The organism is Pseudomonas sp. EA_65y_Pfl2_P78 (genome assembly GCF_963970495.1).
In the GTDB taxonomy this organism is placed as follows: domain Bacteria; phylum Pseudomonadota; class Gammaproteobacteria; order Pseudomonadales; family Pseudomonadaceae; genus Aquipseudomonas; species Aquipseudomonas baetica_A.
The window spans coordinates 59,501-76,280 of the sequence record NZ_CAXAON010000028.1; the positions used below are offsets into that span (position 1 = coordinate 59,501).

At 60.6% G+C, this 16,780-nt stretch carries 12 protein-coding genes; 5 read left to right on the forward strand and 7 right to left on the reverse strand.

The features are described 5' to 3' along the window. Positions 1 to 8: 8 nt before the first annotated feature. The 6 genes from AACY02_RS20010 to AACY02_RS20035 form a co-directional block, all read right to left on the reverse strand. Complete coding sequence (locus AACY02_RS20010) at positions 9 to 635, reverse strand: response regulator transcription factor (RefSeq protein WP_339433448.1); 627 nt, start codon at positions 633 to 635, stop codon at positions 9 to 11. 135 nt (positions 636 to 770) lie between these two features. Beyond that, a complete protein-coding gene (locus tag AACY02_RS20015; RefSeq protein WP_339433449.1) occupies positions 771 to 1,211 on the reverse strand; it encodes a chemotaxis protein CheY in 441 nt (146 codons plus the stop codon). 191 nt (positions 1,212 to 1,402) lie between these two features. Then, on the reverse strand, positions 1,403 to 2,119 hold the full coding sequence (locus AACY02_RS20020) for an MgtC/SapB family protein (RefSeq protein ID WP_123533034.1): 717 nt from the start codon (positions 2,117 to 2,119) through the stop codon (positions 1,403 to 1,405). A 67-nt stretch (positions 2,120 to 2,186) separates the two neighbouring features. Then, on the reverse strand, positions 2,187 to 4,886 hold the full coding sequence (gene mgtA, locus AACY02_RS20025) for a magnesium-translocating P-type ATPase (RefSeq protein WP_339433450.1): 2,700 nt from the start codon (positions 4,884 to 4,886) through the stop codon (positions 2,187 to 2,189). Positions 4,887 to 5,459: 573 nt separating this feature from the next. Beyond that, positions 5,460 to 6,794: a lysine N(6)-hydroxylase/L-ornithine N(5)-oxygenase family protein gene (locus AACY02_RS20030; RefSeq protein WP_339433451.1), complete on the reverse strand. Its 1,335-nt coding sequence runs from the start codon at positions 6,792 to 6,794 to the stop codon at positions 5,460 to 5,462. A 135-nt stretch (positions 6,795 to 6,929) separates the two neighbouring features. After that, positions 6,930 to 7,412, reverse strand: a complete 483-nt coding sequence (locus tag AACY02_RS20035; RefSeq protein ID WP_339433452.1) for a sigma-70 family RNA polymerase sigma factor — start codon at positions 7,410 to 7,412, stop codon at positions 6,930 to 6,932. Between the two features lie 323 nt (positions 7,413 to 7,735). On the opposite strand from AACY02_RS20035, the gene AACY02_RS20040 reads away from it, so the two are divergent. From AACY02_RS20040 to AACY02_RS20050, 3 genes are read left to right on the forward strand one after another with little or no spacing between them, the layout of a single operon-like run. Further along, entirely contained in the window at positions 7,736 to 8,905 is a 1,170-nt protein-coding gene (locus tag AACY02_RS20040; protein WP_339433453.1) for an efflux RND transporter periplasmic adaptor subunit, read from the forward strand. Further along, positions 8,906 to 10,879, forward strand: a complete 1,974-nt coding sequence (locus tag AACY02_RS20045) for a MacB family efflux pump subunit (RefSeq protein WP_339433454.1) — start codon at positions 8,906 to 8,908, stop codon at positions 10,877 to 10,879. 7 nt (positions 10,880 to 10,886) lie between these two features. Continuing rightward, a complete protein-coding gene (locus tag AACY02_RS20050) occupies positions 10,887 to 12,278 on the forward strand; it encodes an efflux transporter outer membrane subunit (protein ID WP_339433455.1) in 1,392 nt (463 codons plus the stop codon). 42 nt (positions 12,279 to 12,320) lie between these two features. On the opposite strand, the gene pvdP is transcribed toward AACY02_RS20050, so the two are convergent. Next, a complete protein-coding gene (gene pvdP / locus AACY02_RS20055) occupies positions 12,321 to 13,940 on the reverse strand; it encodes a pyoverdine maturation tyrosinase PvdP (RefSeq protein ID WP_339433456.1) in 1,620 nt (539 codons plus the stop codon). Positions 13,941 to 14,126: 186 nt separating this feature from the next. Here pvdP and pvdM point away from each other — a divergent pair, with 186 nt between their 5' ends. Beyond that, the gene (pvdM, locus tag AACY02_RS20060) at positions 14,127 to 15,497 is read left to right on the forward strand and encodes a pyoverdine-tailoring dipeptidase-like protein PvdM (RefSeq protein WP_339433457.1); all 1,371 of its coding nucleotides are present in this window, start codon (positions 14,127 to 14,129) and stop codon (positions 15,495 to 15,497) included. Then, positions 15,494 to 16,774: a pyoverdine-tailoring periplasmic protein PvdN gene (pvdN, locus tag AACY02_RS20065; protein WP_339433458.1), complete on the forward strand. Its 1,281-nt coding sequence runs from the start codon at positions 15,494 to 15,496 to the stop codon at positions 16,772 to 16,774. Before pvdM ends, pvdN begins: the two co-directional genes overlap by 4 nt. The last annotated feature ends 6 nt before the right edge of the window (positions 16,775 to 16,780 follow it).

A 16,780-nucleotide genomic window follows, 5' to 3' on the forward strand; every position in this document is an offset into this window, starting at 1 on the left:
CCGGGCGCTCAGAGCAAATGATTGCGCTTGGCGAAATCGCGCAAGTGCACCGCCGAGCTGACCCCGAGCTTCTTCATCAGACGGGTTTTGTAGGTACTGACGGTCTTGTGACTCAGGTGCATGTCCTCGGCAATCGTCTTGTTGGCTCTGCCCTGCCCCAGTTGTACAAAAATGCTCAACTCCCGGTCGGAGAGTTGATCGACCATCTGCTTTTCCGTGGTTTGCACGGCGTTCAGTGCGCTGACATTGTCCGGCAGCGCGGAAAAATAGGTGTAGCCCGACATCACCGCCTGAATGGCTTTATGCAGTTGTTGCAACTGATTGGTCTTGGTCACGTAGGCCATCGCCCCCGCACGCAGACAACGTTCCTGGTAAAACAAGGGATCGTGGGAACTGAAGACCAGAATTCGGCAGTCAAGGTCGCTGGCCTTGATTCGCGCCAGTACATCCAACCCGTCAAGCACCGGCAAACGCAGGTCTAGCACGACCAGTCGGGGTTTGTGCTCACGGATCAATGGCAGCACCTCGTTGCCACTGGACGCCTCGTGGATCTGCTTGAAACCCTCGGTTTGCAGCACGATTCGGATGGCGGCGCGCACCACCGGATGATCGTCGACGATCAGCGCAGACTTCATACCCACTCCCAGTGCAAAATCTGGCGATAGGACCACCGGCATGGGCTCATCCAGACTCAGTGGTTGCGCAGCGACTGTTGCACGGAACGGAAAGCGAATCACCTGTCAGACCTGACAGTTGCGGCAAACGTATTTTTATGCGTGGGCTCGACTTCGCACAAACTGATCCTGGTTCCAGGCTGACGATTGATGCTCGGTGGATGCCTCGACCCGCGACATCAAGTGCCTGATCGCTTGCGCATTGGGTAACGCCGCGTGACTGACTTGCACGTTTTCCTGGGCGCACCCCGAAGCCAACTGCAGCGGCGCCGAAGGATCGTTGTATATCAACGCGTGACGGACCTGCGGGTTTTCCAGCAAAAAACCCGGCAGGTCCAGTGAGCCGGCCGTCAGCTCGGCATTGATGACGACCACATCAAACGGTTCACAGCCGTACTCCACAAGGGTCAGCAACTCGACAAGGCTCTGCACAGGGGCAACACGGTAGTAATCGAGGCCATTGAACAGACGTTCGACGTTCATCCGGTGAAAATGCTGCGAGTCGGCGATCAGGATGCGCAGGGTTTTATTGATCATGCTTGATCTCCTGGTGGTGACGGTTTCTGAAGGCGGCAAGCCTACGCAAGCCTTGAGACGCTATCTGTAAGAATTTTCCTAAAAAACCGCTCATTTTTCCGAGCTCTGCACCACGCTGCGCTGTTGCAGCCACCTCAAGAAATCGGCCCCGGCCATCGGCCGTGGATGCCTAGGTAGGATATTTCCCAGCGCTAATCGGTTGTACTCGGACTCCAGAACGCCTGCACCACCAGCGTCGACGTCGAGATCCGCGCCACCAGTGCGTCCAGCTCGTCACCATCGACCGAGGTGGTTGCCAGCGTCGCCTCGATCTCGATTTCATCGGCGCCAAAGGCATGCACGTCGACATCGCTGGCCGGGTAGTTACTGCGTTCAAGCTCCGCTTCGAGCAAGGCAAATACGGCTTTTTGCTGCGAGCGTCGGGCGATGACGTAGACGATGTTGGTGACTTCGGCCGAGACCACATCCAGCGGCTGACGGTTGATGTTGTTGACGATCGGCCGCAGCAAGGTGTTGGCCGCAAGGATGAACAGCGTGCCGAGCACCGCTTCGGCGAGCAGGTCGGCACCCGCGCAGGCGCCGACCGCAGCCGATGTCCACAGGGTCGCGGCGGTGTTCAGGCCACGCACGTTGCCTTCTTCGCGCATGATCACCCCGGCACCGAGAAAACCGATGCCGGAGACCACGTAGGCAACCACGCGCACCGCGCCTTCAGCGCCGGCAAGACGGTTGGCCATGTCGACGAAAATTGCCGCGCCAACGGCGACCAGCACATTGGTGCGCAGGCCGGCGGTGCGTTGCCGGTACTGGCGCTCGAAGCCGATCAGGCCTCCGAGAATGAAAGCCGCGCTGAGGCTGACGAGAGTGTCGAGCAGCGAGGTGAGATTGAGGTTGTTGATGGCTTGCATGATGAAGTCCTCCTTGAGAACGCATCCCTCCTGTGGGAGCAAGCCCGCTCCCACAGGTACGGTGGTGTTACTGCCAGCCGAACCGGCGGATGTAGAAGCCTTTGACCGCTTGGGTCAGGGCCATGTACGCCAGCAAAATCACCGGCAGGAACACGAAGTACAGCGATGGCAGCGCCTGCAGTTTGAAGTAATGCGCCAACGGCCCCATCGGCAGGAAGATGCCGACCGCCATGATGATCCCGGTCATCACCAGCAGCGGCATGGCGGCACGGCTTTGCAGGAACGGAATCTTCGGCGTGCGGATCATGTGCACGATCAGCGTCTGGGTCAGCAGCCCGACCACGAACCAGCCGGACTGGAACAGCGTCTGGTGATCGGGGGTGTTGGCATCGAACACGTACCACATCAAGGCGAACGTGGTGATGTCAAAGATCGAACTGATCGGGCCGAAGAACAGCATGAAACGCCCGACGTCGCCCGGCTGCCAGCGTTGTGGTTTTTTCAGCATTTCGTCATCGACGTTGTCGAACGGGATGGCGATCTGCGAAATGTCGTAGAGCAGGTTCTGCACCAGCAGATGCATCGGCAGCATCGGCAGAAACGGAATGAATGCACTGGCGACCAACACCGAGAAGACGTTGCCGAAGTTCGAACTGGCGGTCATTTTGATGTACTTGAGCATGTTGGCGAAGGTTCGGCGCCCTTCAAGCACGCCCTCCTCCAGCACCATCAGACTCTTTTCCAGGAGGATGATGTCCGCCGCTTCTTTGGCGATGTCCACCGCGCTGTCCACCGAGATACCGATGTCAGCGGTGCGCAGTGCCGGCGCATCGTTGATGCCATCGCCCATGAACCCGACCACATGCCCATTGCCTTTGAGGGTGCGCACGATGCGCTCCTTGTGCGATGGCGTCAGCTTGGCGAAGACATTGGTGGTTTCCACGGCCACCGCCAGTTCGGCATCGCTCATGCGCTCGACGTCGTTGCCCAGCAACAGGCCCTGTTGCGCCAGGCCGACTTCGCGGCAGATTTTTGCGGTCACCAACTCGTTGTCGCCGGTCAGCACCTTCACGGCGATGCCATGTTCGGCCAAGGCTTTGAGCGCTGGCGCGGTGCTTTCTTTCGGTGGATCGAGGAACGCCACGTAGCCGATCAGCGTCAGCTGCGCCTCATCGGCCAGGCTGTAAGTGTCGCGACCTTCAGGCATCGATCGGGCTGCCACCGCTACCACGCGCATGCCCTCAGCGTTGAATGCTGCGGTGATCTGACGAATCCGGGTCAGCAATTCATCGCTCAAGGCTTCATCGACGTCGGCGTGGCGCACACGAGTGCACACCGCCAGCACTTCTTCCACCGCGCCTTTGCAGATCAACTGATGCGCCTGACCACGCCCTTCGACCACCACTGACATGCGCCGACGGTCGAAGTCGAATGGGATCTCATCGACCTTGCGAAACGCCGTGCCGACCTTGAGTTCACGGTGGACTTCGACGTGTTCCAGCACCGCCACATCCAACAGGTTTTTCAGGCCGGTCTGGTAATAGCTGTTGAGATAAGCCATTTCCAGCACGTCGTCCGAGTCTTCACCCCAGACGTCGACGTGGCGCGCCAGAAAGATCTTGTCTTGGGTCAGGGTGCCGGTCTTGTCGGTGCACAGCACGTCCATGGCGCCGAAGTTCTGGATCGCATCGAGGCGTTTGACGATGACTTTTTTGCGCGACAGGAATACCGCGCCTTTGGCCAACGTCGAGGTGACGATCATTGGCAGCATTTCCGGGGTCAGGCCCACGGCAATCGATAGCGCGAACAGCAGCGCTTGCGTCCAGTCACCCTTGGTGAAACCGTTGATGAACAACACCAGCGGCGCCATCACGAACATGAAGCGGATCAACAGCCAACTGACTTTGTTGACGCCTTGCTGGAACGAGGTAACGGCCCGATCCGTCGCGCCCACGCGTTGCGCCAGCGCACCGAAATACGTGCTGTTACCCGTGGTGAGAATCACCGCCACCGCCGTGCCCGAGACCACGTTGGTGCCCATGAACAAAATGTTGTCCAGCTCCAGCGGGTTGCGCGTGTCGCGATCCGCCTGACGTGGGAATTTCTCCACTGGCATCGACTCGCCGGTCATCGCCGCCTGACTGACAAACAGGTCTTTGGCGCTGAGCACGCGGCAATCGGCAGGAATCATGTCACCGGCCGACAACACGATCAGATCGCCGGGCACCAGTTGTTTGATCGGCACTTCAGTGCGTGGCTCATCACGGCGCATGACGGTGGCGGTGTTGCTGACCATCGCCTTGAGCGCATCAGCCGCCTGGTTGGATTTGCTTTCCTGCCAGAAGCGCAACAGCGTCGACAGCACCACCATGGAGAAAATCACCACGGCGGCTTGCAGATCTTCGGTCAGCCACGAGATCAACGCCAGCAGTGTCAGCAGCAGGTTGAACGGGTTTTTGTAGCAGTGCCACAGATGGGTCCACCATGGCAGCGGTTGCTCGTGTTCGACTTCGTTGAAACCGTACTGCGCACGCAGCGCATCGACTTCCAAGTCGGTGAGGCCGTCGCAATGGGTGCCCAGTGAAGACAGCAATGCACCACTGTCGCAATGGGCAGCATCGACCAGCGTGTTGGCCAGAGTGGGGGGGACTTCACGGCTGACCGTGGTGTCGGTGATCGATTCCAGCAACGCCAGACGACGGAAGTGCCGGGCGAAGTGGCGGGTCCGCAGAAAGCCTGCGAAAAATTCCTTGAGCGTAAGTTTCATGGCTGTTGCCCCTATGGTCAGCCGGGAAACCGTCAAGCAGGTACGGCCGCGCCTGTGCCGCCGGAAAAACCGGCACGGCAAGGCTTGGCGCGCCGGTCAGAAAAGACAGGCGTGTCGATAGGGCTGCGATGACGACGATGAGTCGAAATCACGCTCTTTCAGTGTCGATGAGAAGGAACGTCCAGACATGACCCAGGACGGGCCATGCACGGGATGCCGCTGCTCGCTTTTACGGCGAGACAACGGCACAAAAGAGGCGCGTTATCTTGCCGAGAATCTGCCGGTTATCGAGACCGGCCGACAACTGTCACTCGAACAAGTACCCACTGTGGGTCTCCGCTATTGATGAAAACGCGCGAAGCTTACGCCCCGATATCTGGAGAGTAAACCGGCAAAAGGAGGTGTATCGGGGAATTACAGGGCTCTTCAGGAAGGGTTCAGGATTCAGAATTTGTGTTGCTTCAAATGGCCCCTTCGCGAGCAAGCCCGCTTCCACATTTTCTCCTGCGTACACAGAAAAACAGTGTGGGAGCGGGCTTGCTCGCGAAGGCGATGAATCAGTCGCAGCAGAATCTAGCTGGCAGTCGCCAACAACAGATCCGCCATCGAACGATGCCCACGATGCTTGCCATGCTCATACAACGAGCCGGCAATTTCATCGGCACGAATCGGCAGCACCGACAGCAGTGTGTCGCTCAAACCATGGCTGGCCTGGCAAAAACCCTGCATGTAGATGCCTGCCTTGCAGCGCTCATCGGTGATCACTTTGTAGTGGCGATCGACCTCGAACTCGCCCAGGTATTCTTCCAGCGGCGCCAGCAGTTTGCGGTGCATCTGCCGCTCGTAACCGGTGGCCAGCACCACGGCGTCGTAAAGGCGCACGGTTACCTCACCGGTGGCGTTGTTGCGCACGGTCAGCTCGATACCGTTTTCGGTGGCGGTGGCGTTTTCGACGGTGGTCAGGGTGCGGAAGGCATGGCGGGCAATCCCGGACACCTTCTGACGATAGAAGATGCCGTAGATGCGCTCGATCAAATCGATGTCGACCACCGAGTAGTTGGTGTTGTGGTACTCGTTGACCAGACGCTCACGCTCGGCGTTGTTTTGCTGGAACACCAGGTCAGTGAACTCCGGCGCGAACACTTCGTTGACGAACGGGCTGTCGTCGGCTGGCTTGAGGGCCGAGCCGCGCAGGATCATGTCGACCTGCACCGACGGGAACGAATCGTTCAGATCAATGAAGGCTTCCGCCGCGCTCTGCCCGCCACCGATGATCGCAATGCTCATCGGCTGATTGCTCACGCACGGCTGCCTGGCCATCTGTGACAAGTATTGCGAGTGGTGGAACACGCGGCTGTCGCCCTTGAGCGCCTTGAACGCCTCGGGAATACGCGGCGTGCCGCCGGCACTGACCACCACCGAACGGGTGGTCCGCGCATGTTGCTGACCTTGACTGTCGCGGGAAATCACGCGCAGCGCTTCGACCTGATGGTTGTGCAGTACAGGCTCAATGGTCAGCACTTCTTCGCCATAACGGCTCTGCTCGGTGAACTGCCCGGCGACCCAGCGCAGGTAGTCGTTGTACTCCATGCGGCACGGGTAGAAGGTGCCGAGGTTGATGAAGTCCACAAGGCGGCCGTGATACTTGAGGTAATTGACGAACGAGTACGGGCTGGTCGGATTGCGCAGGGTTACCAGATCCTTGAGGAAGGAAATCTGCAGCTCGCTCTGAGTCGACAGGGTATTGCCGTGCCAGCTGTAGTTGGCCTGCTTGTCGAGGAACAGCACATCCAGCTCGCCCTGGCTCGGGCCGCGCTCTTGCAGAGCGATGGCCAGCGCCAGGTTCGAAGGGCCGAAACCGACGCCGATCAGGTCGTGAACGATGGGCGATGCAATTGCCTGTGTCATTTCCAGTGTCCTCTGGATGAACCCCTCAACAGTGGGGAAAGGAAAGCCTAAGTGACCTGACCGGCCTTGAGCAGGACGGCAGGTCGTCTGTTGAGTAGGAACGAGAACAGTGAAATAAAATTTAACGACGACGGCTCAATGGGCATCCCATTGTTTGATCCGCAGACGGCAATGTTTCATCGCATTGACGATGTGCTTTTCCACCAGGGCCTTGGAAAGGCCGAGCTGTGCGGCGATTTCCGGGTGCGACAGGCCGTCGATCTTGCGCAATAGAAAACTGTCGCGGCAGGCGGGCGACAGTTCAGCCAGCGCACGCTGGAGCATTTCCAGACGCTGGCCGTGATCGAGGGTGCCATGGGGGGAAGGCGTGAAATAGCGCTCTTCGTTGTCGAGCACTTCCAGCGGCTCGACCTGGCGCAGCGCGTTGCGTCGATGATCATCGATGACCAGATTCAACGCCGTACGATAAAGGAAGGCCCGGGGTTGCTCGATGGGTGTGTCGCTGGAACGCTCCAGCACCCGCAGATAAGCGTCATGCACCACATCCTCGGCAACCTGACGGTTGCCCAGCTTGGCGTTCAGGAAACACACCAGCTCGCGATAGTAGTTTTCCAACATGACTCCCGGCCGCAAAAGGTGCGGTTTGTGTCCATGAGCACACTGATCGATCACCCCGCGATGAGCGGTAGCAAGATAGTGGCAACGTAAGGTGCGTAATTTATAGTAATTCTCATATAGATTTAAAGTAGCGTTTGTCTTTGCCCGATAAATAGTCCTGTTCTATAGCTGTTACTGGGTGTGTCCGCGCTTAAATTCCCCTGCACTTTCCTCGTTTACAGGACAGCTCCCCGTGTCTGTCGCGCCCTGCGACGGCGTTCAGCGCTGCCCGAATCCGTGTGCCAGCCGAACGACGGGCCGATTTCCACTGGCCGGAACCCTGCATGAAACGTCCCCGCCCCGCCCGACGCGCCCTGCTCGTAGTCCTTTGTCTGATCCCCGTTGTCGCTTACGCCGCGTGGCAGATCATGCCGCCAGGTCGGGATAGATTCGCCACCGTGCAAGTCACACGCGGCGACATCGAAAGCAGCGTCACCGCACTCGGCACCCTGCAACCACGCCGCTATGTGGATGTGGGCGCGCAGGCTTCGGGCCAGATACAGAAGATCCACGTAGAAGTCGGCGACGTGGTCAAGGAAGGCCAGTTGCTGGTGGAGATCGACCCGTCGACGCAGAAGGCCAAGCTCGATGCCGGGCGCTTCTCCGTCGAGAATCTAAAGGCGCAATTGCAGGAACAACGCGCCCAGCATGAACTGGCGCAACAGAAGTACCAGCGCCAGCAAAATCTTGCCGCCGGCGGTGCGACCCGCGAAGAAGACGTGCAGACCGCCCGCGCCGAGCTGAAAGCCACGCAGGCCCGCATCGACATGTTCCAGGCGCAGATCCGTCAGGCCGAAGCCAGCCTGCGCAGCGATCAGGCCGAACTCGGCTACACCCGCATTTATGCGCCAATGGCCGGTACCGTGGTCGCTCTCGATGCGCGCGAAGGCCAGACCCTCAATGCCCAGCAACAGACACCATTGATCCTGCGCATCGCCAAGCTCTCGCCAATGACAGTGTGGGCCGAGGTGTCCGAAGCCGACATCGGTCATGTCAAACCGGGCATGAGCGCGTACTTCACCACCCTCAGCGGCGGCCACCGGCGCTGGAGCAGCACTGTGCGGCAGATTCTGCCGGTGCCACCCAAACCGCTGGATCAGACCAGCCAGGGCGGCGGCAGCCCGGCCAGCAGCAAAAGCGGCAGCGCCCGCGTCGTGCTGTACACCGTGCTGCTCGACGTCGACAACACCGACAACGCCTTGATGGCCGAGATGACCACCCAAGTATTCTTCGTCGCCAATCAAGCCAAAGATGTCCTCACTGCACCGGTCGCAGCATTGCAAGGCAGCGACACGGCCAACCTGCAGACCGCTCAGGTAGTCGCCGCCAACGGCAACATTGAATCTCGCGAGGTGCGCACTGGCATCAGCGACCGGCTCAAGGTGCAGATTCTCGATGGTTTGAGCGAAGGTGATCACTTGCTGATCGGCCCCGCTGTCGGCAGCGGAGACTGAATGCAAACGCCTCTGATTGACCTGAAGGACATCCGCAAATCCTACGGCGGCGGCGACGCGCCTGAAGTCCATGTGTTGCGCGGCATCAACCTGTCGATCCAGGCCGGCGAGTTCGTGGCGATCATCGGCGCTTCCGGCTCCGGCAAATCGACGCTGATGAACATCCTCGGCTGTCTGGACAGGCCAACGTCAGGTGAGTATCGCTTCGCCGCAGAACATGTTGCCGGCCTGAACAGCGATGAGTTGGCCTGGCTGCGCCGCGAGGCCTTCGGATTCGTGTTTCAGGGCTACCATTTGATTCCGTCCGGCTCGGCTCAGGAAAACGTCGAGATGCCGGCCATCTACGCCGGCACGCCGGCCGCCGAACGCCATGCCCGCGCCGCCGCCCTGCTTGATCGTCTCGGCCTCGCTTCACACCTGGGCAACCGCCCCCATCAACTCTCCGGCGGCCAGCAGCAGCGGGTCTCGATCGCCCGCGCCTTGATGAACGGCGGCCACATCATTCTCGCCGACGAACCCACCGGGGCCCTCGACAGCCACAGCGGCAAAGAGGTCATGGCGCTGCTCGACGAGTTGGCGAGCCTGGGTCATGTGGTGATCCTCATCACTCACGATCGCGAAGTGGCGGCGCGGGCCAAACGCATCATCGAAATCCGCGACGGTCTGATCATCAGCGACAGCGCCCGAGACAATCCCGAGGCACAGACCACGGCCAACCCCGGCGCCTTGCAGGCGGTGGATTTGCGCAAGCGTCTGGCCGAGGGTGCCGAGGCCACCGGCGCCTGGAAAGGTGAGCTGGTGGACGCCTTGCACGCGGCATGGCGGGTGATGTGGATCAACCGCTTCCGCACCGCCCTGACCCTGCTCGGGATCATCATTGGCGTGGCGTCAGTGGTGGTAATGCTGGCGGTAGGCGAAGGCAGCAAGCGCCAGGTCATGGCGCAAATGGGCGCATTCGGCTCTAACATCATTTATCTGAGCGGCTCCGCGCCCAATCCGCGCACGCCGCCGGGAATCGTCACCCTCGACGACGTCCATGCACTGGCGAGCCTGCCGCAAGTGCAGCGAATCATGCCCGTCAATGGCGCCGAGGCCGGCGTACGTTACGGCAACGTCGACCATATGAGTTATGTCGGCGGTAACGACACAAACTTCCCGGCAATCTTCAACTGGCCCGTGGTGCAAGGCAGTTATTTCACCGACGCCGACGAAGCGAGCGCAGCGGCCGTTGCAGTGATCGGCCACAAGGTCCGCAGTAAATTGCTCAAGGGTGTGAGCAACCCCATCGGCCAATACATCCTGATCGAGAACGTGCCCTTCCAGGTGGTCGGCGTGCTGGCGGAAAAAGGTGCCAGCTCCGGCGACTCCGACAGCGACGACCTCATCGCCGTGCCCTATTCGGCGGCCAGCGTGCGCCTGTTCGGCACCCGCGATCCCGAATACGTGGCCATCGCTGCCACCGACGCCCGCCGGGTCAAGGAAGCCGAACAGGCCATCGAGCAACTGATGCTGCGCCTGCACAACGGCAAGAAAGATTTCGAACTGACCAACAACGCCGCGATGATCCAGGCCGAGGCGCGCACGCAGAACACACTGTCACTGATGCTCGGTTCGATTGCCGCGATCTCGCTGCTGGTGGGCGGTATCGGCGTGATGAACATCATGCTCATGACTGTGCGCGAACGCACTCGCGAGATCGGTATCCGCATGGCCACCGGCGCCAGGCAGCGTGACATCCTGCGCCAGTTCCTCACCGAGGCGGTGATGCTCTCGGTGGTCGGCGGCATCGCCGGCATCGCCTTGGCGCTGATCGTCGGCGGCGTGCTGGTGCTCAGCGAAGTCGCCGTGGCGTTTTCCTTGACCGCGGTGCTTGGCGCCTTCGCTTGCGCCCTGATCACCGGTGTTGTCTTCGGCTTCATGCCGGCCCGCAAAGCTGCCCGGCTCGACCCGGTCACAGCCCTTACCAGTGAATGATCGATCTATGAAACCGCGCCTCAGTTTGTTGACCGTGTGCCTGATCCTCTGCGCCTGCGCCAATCCCGTCCAGCGCCCGGACAGCGGCCTGCTGCCACCGGCGACGTGGCAATCGCCACAAGCCGCCAGCGCCGCCCGCAACAATGCACAGTGGTGGACGCAGTTCGGCAGCCCGGAACTCGACAGCCTGATCGAACAGGCACGCGCCGGCAGCTTCGACCTCGCGGCGGCCGTTGCCCGGGTGCGTCAGGCGCAGGCCGACACGGTGATCGCCGGTGGCTCATTGCTGCCAGAAGTCAAAGCCGGGCTCAACGCCAATCGGCAAACACTGCTGCGCGGTAACGGCTATAGCCAACTGGACGCCAACAGCAGCAACAAGGCCGTGGACTACTTCGATACAAATCTGAGTGCCACTTACGAAATCGACTTCTGGGGCGGCAAACGCGCGTCCCGCGACAGTGCGCAATTCACCCTGCAGGCCAGTGAATTCGATCGTGCGACCGTGGAGCTGACACTGCTCAGCGGCGTTGCCAATACCTATGCAAAAACCCTGTCGCTGCGCGAGCAAAGCCGCATCGCCGAGCTGAATCTGGCCAACGCGCAAAGCGTGCTGAAACGGGTGCAGACGCGCTTTGACTCAGGCTCGGCCACCGCGCTGGAACTGGCGCAGCAGAAGAGCCAGGTCGCCGCGCAACAATGGCAACTGCCGCGCGTGCAACAGGAGGCCCAGGAAGCACTGATCAGCCTGGCCGCCCTGCTCGGCCAACCGGTGCAGCAACTGTCGCCGAAAGAATCCTTCGATCACCTGCACTGGCCGGACATTGCTGCTGGGGTTCCCAGCGAGCTGCTCAGCCGTCGTCCGGACATCGCTCGCGCCGAAGCGCAACTGGCTGGCGCCGAGGCCGACGTCAAAGTCGCCCGCGCGGCCATGCTGCCGGCGCTGACCCTGACGGCTCAGCTCGGCTCAGGCGCCAACCAGTTCGACGACCTGTTCCGCAGCCCGTTCTATAACCTCACCGCCGGATTGGTCGCGCCCGTTTTCAATAACGGCCGTCTCGGCGCTGAACGCGACAAGGCCACGGCACGCCAGCAAGAACTGCTGGAGAACTATCGTGGCGCGATCATCAATGGCTTCGCTGATGTGGAGAAAGCCCTCAACAGCATTCGGCGCCTTGATGAGCAGCGGTTGTGGCAGAACGAAGAATTAAGCCAGGCGCAGACCGCCTTCAACATCGCCCAAAGCCGCTATCAGGCCGGCGCCGAAGACTTGCTGACGGTACTGGAAACCCAGCGCACGTTGTATGCGGCGCAGGATCAGAACGTACAACTGCGGCTGTCGCGGGTGCAGGCGAGCATTGCGTTATACAAGGCACTTGGGGGTGGGTGGCAGGCGCTGTAATTTCGCTGCCTGCCTGCTCGCGAAATAACCATGACGCAGCCCTCAAGCCGGGCTGGTTTTAGGCTTCAGATTGCGCGCATACCATGGTCGTTGCGGCACGCGACGGAACAGGCCGGCGAGCTTGTCCTCGTCGGTGATGAAGGTGATGCGCAGCGCCAGTTTCATGGTTTCCGGGTCCATTTCGACGGTTTTTCCCCTCTGCAATCCCGGCGTGGTGCTGCAACCATGGGTGATCGGCCCCAGCCACGGATCATCGACCTCGACCCAGCGCCCCGGTGCGAACCAGTGCACGCCGTTGACTTGCAGGCGCGTGACTTCACCCGGATGGAAACGCTCGTGAGCGCGAAACCAGTCTTCGATCCGGTCATCAATCCAGCCATGAAAATGCCAAAACACTGGATTGACGTGGGACGAGAACGGATCGCCAAGAAAGTCGTTTTCGGCGTTGTACCAGCGTGCGGCGAAGTCCGCAGGATCGCGGGCAAACGGCACCGGTTGACCATTGGACGGATCGCGCGGCACCGAAGCCCAACGCATGTGCAGCCAGTCATGCAGGCCCAACTCGACTTCCGAGCCAAACTGCCCCAGCGTGAGTGTTGCCAGATACGCCGGATCACGGTACTGCGACTCCCAGACCTGGAAATTGCTTTCGTAAGTTTCGGCGGTCTTGATGTCGCTAACCCATTGACTGAACTCGTCATCGCCTGTGGCCGTCCACGTCGGTGGCAAAGCCGTGCCGTCATGATTATCGAAGTAACGGGCAAAACCGATGCGGTCGCGGATCAACTCCGGCTGCGGCAGCGGGAAGTATTCCCAGGAGGGCAGATCCTGCATCGATCGCGCCGTCCCGAGCATGTGCCGGTGCATGAAGAAAAAGTCCACGCCCGAACCGTTGCGATCCTTGCGCGGGCCACGGGCATCACGCTCCTTGTCACGCGGGCCGGGTTGCCAGCCAATGCCGCGCAACGCCTCGCGCTTGTCTTCGGGAAGCTTGTGCCACTTGTCCCGGGTTGCATGCCACAACTGGTGGAACAGGCGATGTTCAGGAGAGATCAGCCAGGCCAGCAACGTCGCGTTCAACGGTGTGCGCTCGCGCGATTCGGGAAACAGGCGCTTGACCGCCACGAAGCGGTTGTCCTGCGCTGGCAGGCTCAACGCCCGATCAAGTCGCAGCGCTTTGCCGCTGAGGGTGCCACTGCCAGCATTGCCGAAGTCGGCCCAGACTTCATCGAGGATCATTTCCAGCTCATAGCTGATCTGGCCATCAGCGCCGATCAGCCGCCAACTCAACTTCGCGGCATCGGCCCCGACGAGATCACCAAGAATTCGGTAACAAGGCCTGTCGCCAGAGCGCAAGCGTTCGGGCGTATCGAGAAAGCCGCACACGCCTCGGCCCTTCTGGCCAATGTCCAGAAACACTTGCAGCCCCTTCAGCGGCAAGCCTTCAAGACCTGCGTCACGACCTTCGAAACGGATGTCCCAAACCCCGCGCAACGCATTCGCCAAGCGTTGCCCGGCCCTGTCGGCGACGTCGAATGATGCTTCGCCAGGCGTGATCGTCGGGTCCGGCTTCGTCCATTCACGATGCCCAAAATAAACCGCCGGCACGGCAGCGCCCGTCAGCGCCAGGCCCGCCATGAACCATCGTCGAGAAATCTTCATTGCCCTACCTGTGTCAGCCATGAAGCAGGCTTTATCCAAGCTAGAACGTTTGTTGCTGCGGCAAATTTAAGGCGCCGCTTTTGCCAGAGGTTCACGCGCCTAAATTTCCCTGCCGACTACTCGTTCTTCCCAGATAGCAAAGGCCCCCGCGCCTGCACCTCGATGGCGAACCTGACTGAGATGGCAATGACAAAACCACGTTCGAAAAAGGCTCTATTGATCGGCCTGCCACTGGCCCTGGCAATCAGCACCGGCGCAGGCTTTGCCGTTTGGCAACTCGGGTTCAAGGACGACCTCGGCTACCCGGTCAAAGTCATGAAACAGGCCGATGAGCTGCACGAACGCATGCTCTCCTTCGACAGCCATGTCAGCCTGACGCAAAATTTCGGCACCGACGGCCACGAAGCCGACAAGGACGGTGACGGCCAGTTCGATCTGGCCAAGGCCAACCGTGGACGTCTGTCGGGCGCTGCGCTGACCATCTTCGGCTGGCCGGAAATGTGGAACGGTCCGAATGCGCCTCACAAACCGACGCCCGGCTTCGTCGAAGAGGCGCGCAACCAGCAGGAGATCCGCTTCAAGATCATTTCCGGCATGGTCCGTGACTATCCCAATCAGGTCGCCATCGCCTACACCCCGGACGATTTCCGGCGCCTGCACGGCGAAGGCAAGTTCGTGATTTTCATCAGCATGCTCAACGCCTATCCACTGGGCCACGACCTGAGCCTGCTGGACATGTGGACGGCACGCGGCATGCGCATGTTCGGCTTCAGCTACATCGGCAACAACGACTGGGCCGATTCGTCGCGTCCGCTGCCGTTCCTCAATGACTCGCCGGACGCCCTCGATGGCCTCTCGGATCTGGGCAGGCAAGCGGTCAAGCGCCTGAACGATCTGGGTGTGATCATCGACGTATCGCAGATGTCGACCAAGGCCCTTGAGCAAGTCGCGCAACTGAGCCGCACGCCACTGGTGGCTTCGCATTCGGCGCCGCGAGCGATGGTCGATATTCCGCGCAACCTCAGCGACAAGGAAATGCAGTTGATCAAGAACAGCGGCGGCGTCGTCCAGATCGTCGCGTTCTCGCAGTACCTGCGTCCGCTGACTCTGGAAACCCAGAACAAACTCAACGAAATGCGCAAGGCGTTCGACCTGCCGCCATTGCCGAATCTGGCCATGGCGCTGATGCCCGGCGATCCGATCATTGCCGCGTGGTCCGAGCAGAAGTTCGGCCAGTACGCCGGCCGCCTCTACGGGATCCTCGAACAAGAGCCGAAAGCCAGCCTCAAGGATCTGGGGGACGCCATTGATTACGCGGTGCGCAAGATTGGCATCGATCACGTCGGCATCAGCTCCGACTTCAATGAAGGCGGCGGCGTCAAAGGTTTCGAGAACGTGGCAGAGATCCGCAACGTCACCGCCGAACTGATCTCGCGCGGTTATTCCGAAGCCGACATCGCCAAGCTCTGGGGAGGCAATTTCCTGCGGGTCTGGGATCAGGTCGAAAAAGCCGCGAAACCTTCGCTGGCCACCGCGCAGGAAACCGCCAAGCCATGAGCAATCGCCGTGACTTTCTGAAGCAGGCGGGAATTCTCGCCGCGGCGTTGCCACTGGGGGCGAGCCTGCCGAGTGTCGCCAGCGCCTCAGCAGCCGCGCCGTTGCCACGCAACAAGTGGGCGCAGTTGCAGCAACTGTTCGATCAGGATCCGGATTACCTGCACTTCTCCAATTTTTTGGTCACCTCGCACCCCAAACCCGTGCGCGACGCCATCGAAATGCACCGCTCCGCCCTCGACAAGAACCCTGGCCTGGCGATGGACTGGGATCTGGGTGTGATCGAACAGCGCGAAGAAAACGTGCGGATCTGGGCGGGTCGTTACCTGCAAGTCAACGCGAAGCAGATCGCGCTGACGGGCAGCACCACCGAAGGCTTGGCGACGATTTACGGCGGCGTACATGTGCGCGCCGATCAGGAAATCCTCACCACCGTCCACGAGCATTACGCGACTCACACCATCCTCGCTTTGCGCACCGAACGCGACGGCACGCGGGTGCGCAAAATCCCTCTGTTCAAAGATGTGCACCGCACCAGCAAAGCTGAAATCCTGGCCGCCATCGACAGCGCCATTCGCCCCGAAACCCGCGTGCTGGGGATGTGCTGGGTGCATTCGGGCAGCGGCCTGAAACTGCCGATCGGCGAGATCGGCGCCCTCGTCGACAAACACAACCGTGGGCGCAGTGACGCTAACCGAATCATTTATGTGGTGGATGGCGTTCACGGTTTTGGCGTGGACGACCTGAGTTTCACGCAGATGAACTGCGATTTTTTTATCGCCGGCACCCACAAATGGATGTTCGGCCCGCGCGGCACCGGCCTCATTTGCAGCCGCTTCGAAGAGGTCAGGTACATCACACCGATCATTCCAACGTTCTCCGAAGCGACAACGTTTTCCACCACCATGACCCCCGGTGGCTATCACGCGTTCGAACACCGTTGGGCGCTGGACGAAGCGTTCAAGTTGCACCTGCAATTGGGCAAGGCAGAGGTCGAGGCGCGCATTCACGCGCTTAACAGCTACCTGAAAAAACGCCTGCAACAACGCCCGTCAATTGAACTCGTCACGCCATTGAGCCCTGAGCTGTCCGCCGGCTTCACGTTCTTCCGGGTCAAGGACGAGGACAGCGACAAGATCGCTGCGCACCTGATGAGCAATCGTGTGGTGGCCGATGCCGTCAACCGCGATGTCGGCCCGGTCATCCGCACCGCTCCGGGGCTGCTCAACGACGAAGCCCAGATCGACCGACTGCTGGCCGTGCTCGACCAAGCTCTTTGATCCCGC

What these genes read in the sequence shown, in the direction of transcription:
- AACY02_RS20010 (WP_339433448.1), bottom strand. Translation starts at nt 635, where the DNA reads ATGAAGTCTGCGCTGATCGTCGACGATCATCCGGTGGTGCGCGCCGCC.
- AACY02_RS20015 (WP_339433449.1), bottom strand. Translation starts at nt 1,211, where the DNA reads ATGATCAATAAAACCCTGCGCATCCTGATCGCCGACTCGCAGCATTTT.
- AACY02_RS20020 (WP_123533034.1), bottom strand. Translation starts at nt 2,119, where the DNA reads ATGCAAGCCATCAACAACCTCAATCTCACCTCGCTGCTCGACACTCTC.
- mgtA (WP_339433450.1), bottom strand. Translation starts at nt 4,886, where the DNA reads ATGAAACTTACGCTCAAGGAATTTTTCGCAGGCTTTCTGCGGACCCGC.
- AACY02_RS20030 (WP_339433451.1), bottom strand. Translation starts at nt 6,794, where the DNA reads ATGACACAGGCAATTGCATCGCCCATCGTTCACGACCTGATCGGCGTC.
- AACY02_RS20035 (WP_339433452.1), bottom strand. Translation starts at nt 7,412, where the DNA reads ATGTTGGAAAACTACTATCGCGAGCTGGTGTGTTTCCTGAACGCCAAG.
- AACY02_RS20040 (WP_339433453.1), top strand. Translation starts at nt 7,736, where the DNA reads ATGAAACGTCCCCGCCCCGCCCGACGCGCCCTGCTCGTAGTCCTTTGT.
- AACY02_RS20045 (WP_339433454.1), top strand. Translation starts at nt 8,906, where the DNA reads ATGCAAACGCCTCTGATTGACCTGAAGGACATCCGCAAATCCTACGGC.
- AACY02_RS20050 (WP_339433455.1), top strand. Translation starts at nt 10,887, where the DNA reads ATGAAACCGCGCCTCAGTTTGTTGACCGTGTGCCTGATCCTCTGCGCC.
- pvdP (WP_339433456.1), bottom strand. Translation starts at nt 13,940, where the DNA reads ATGAAGATTTCTCGACGATGGTTCATGGCGGGCCTGGCGCTGACGGGC.
- pvdM (WP_339433457.1), top strand. Translation starts at nt 14,127, where the DNA reads ATGACAAAACCACGTTCGAAAAAGGCTCTATTGATCGGCCTGCCACTG.
- pvdN (WP_339433458.1), top strand. Translation starts at nt 15,494, where the DNA reads ATGAGCAATCGCCGTGACTTTCTGAAGCAGGCGGGAATTCTCGCCGCG.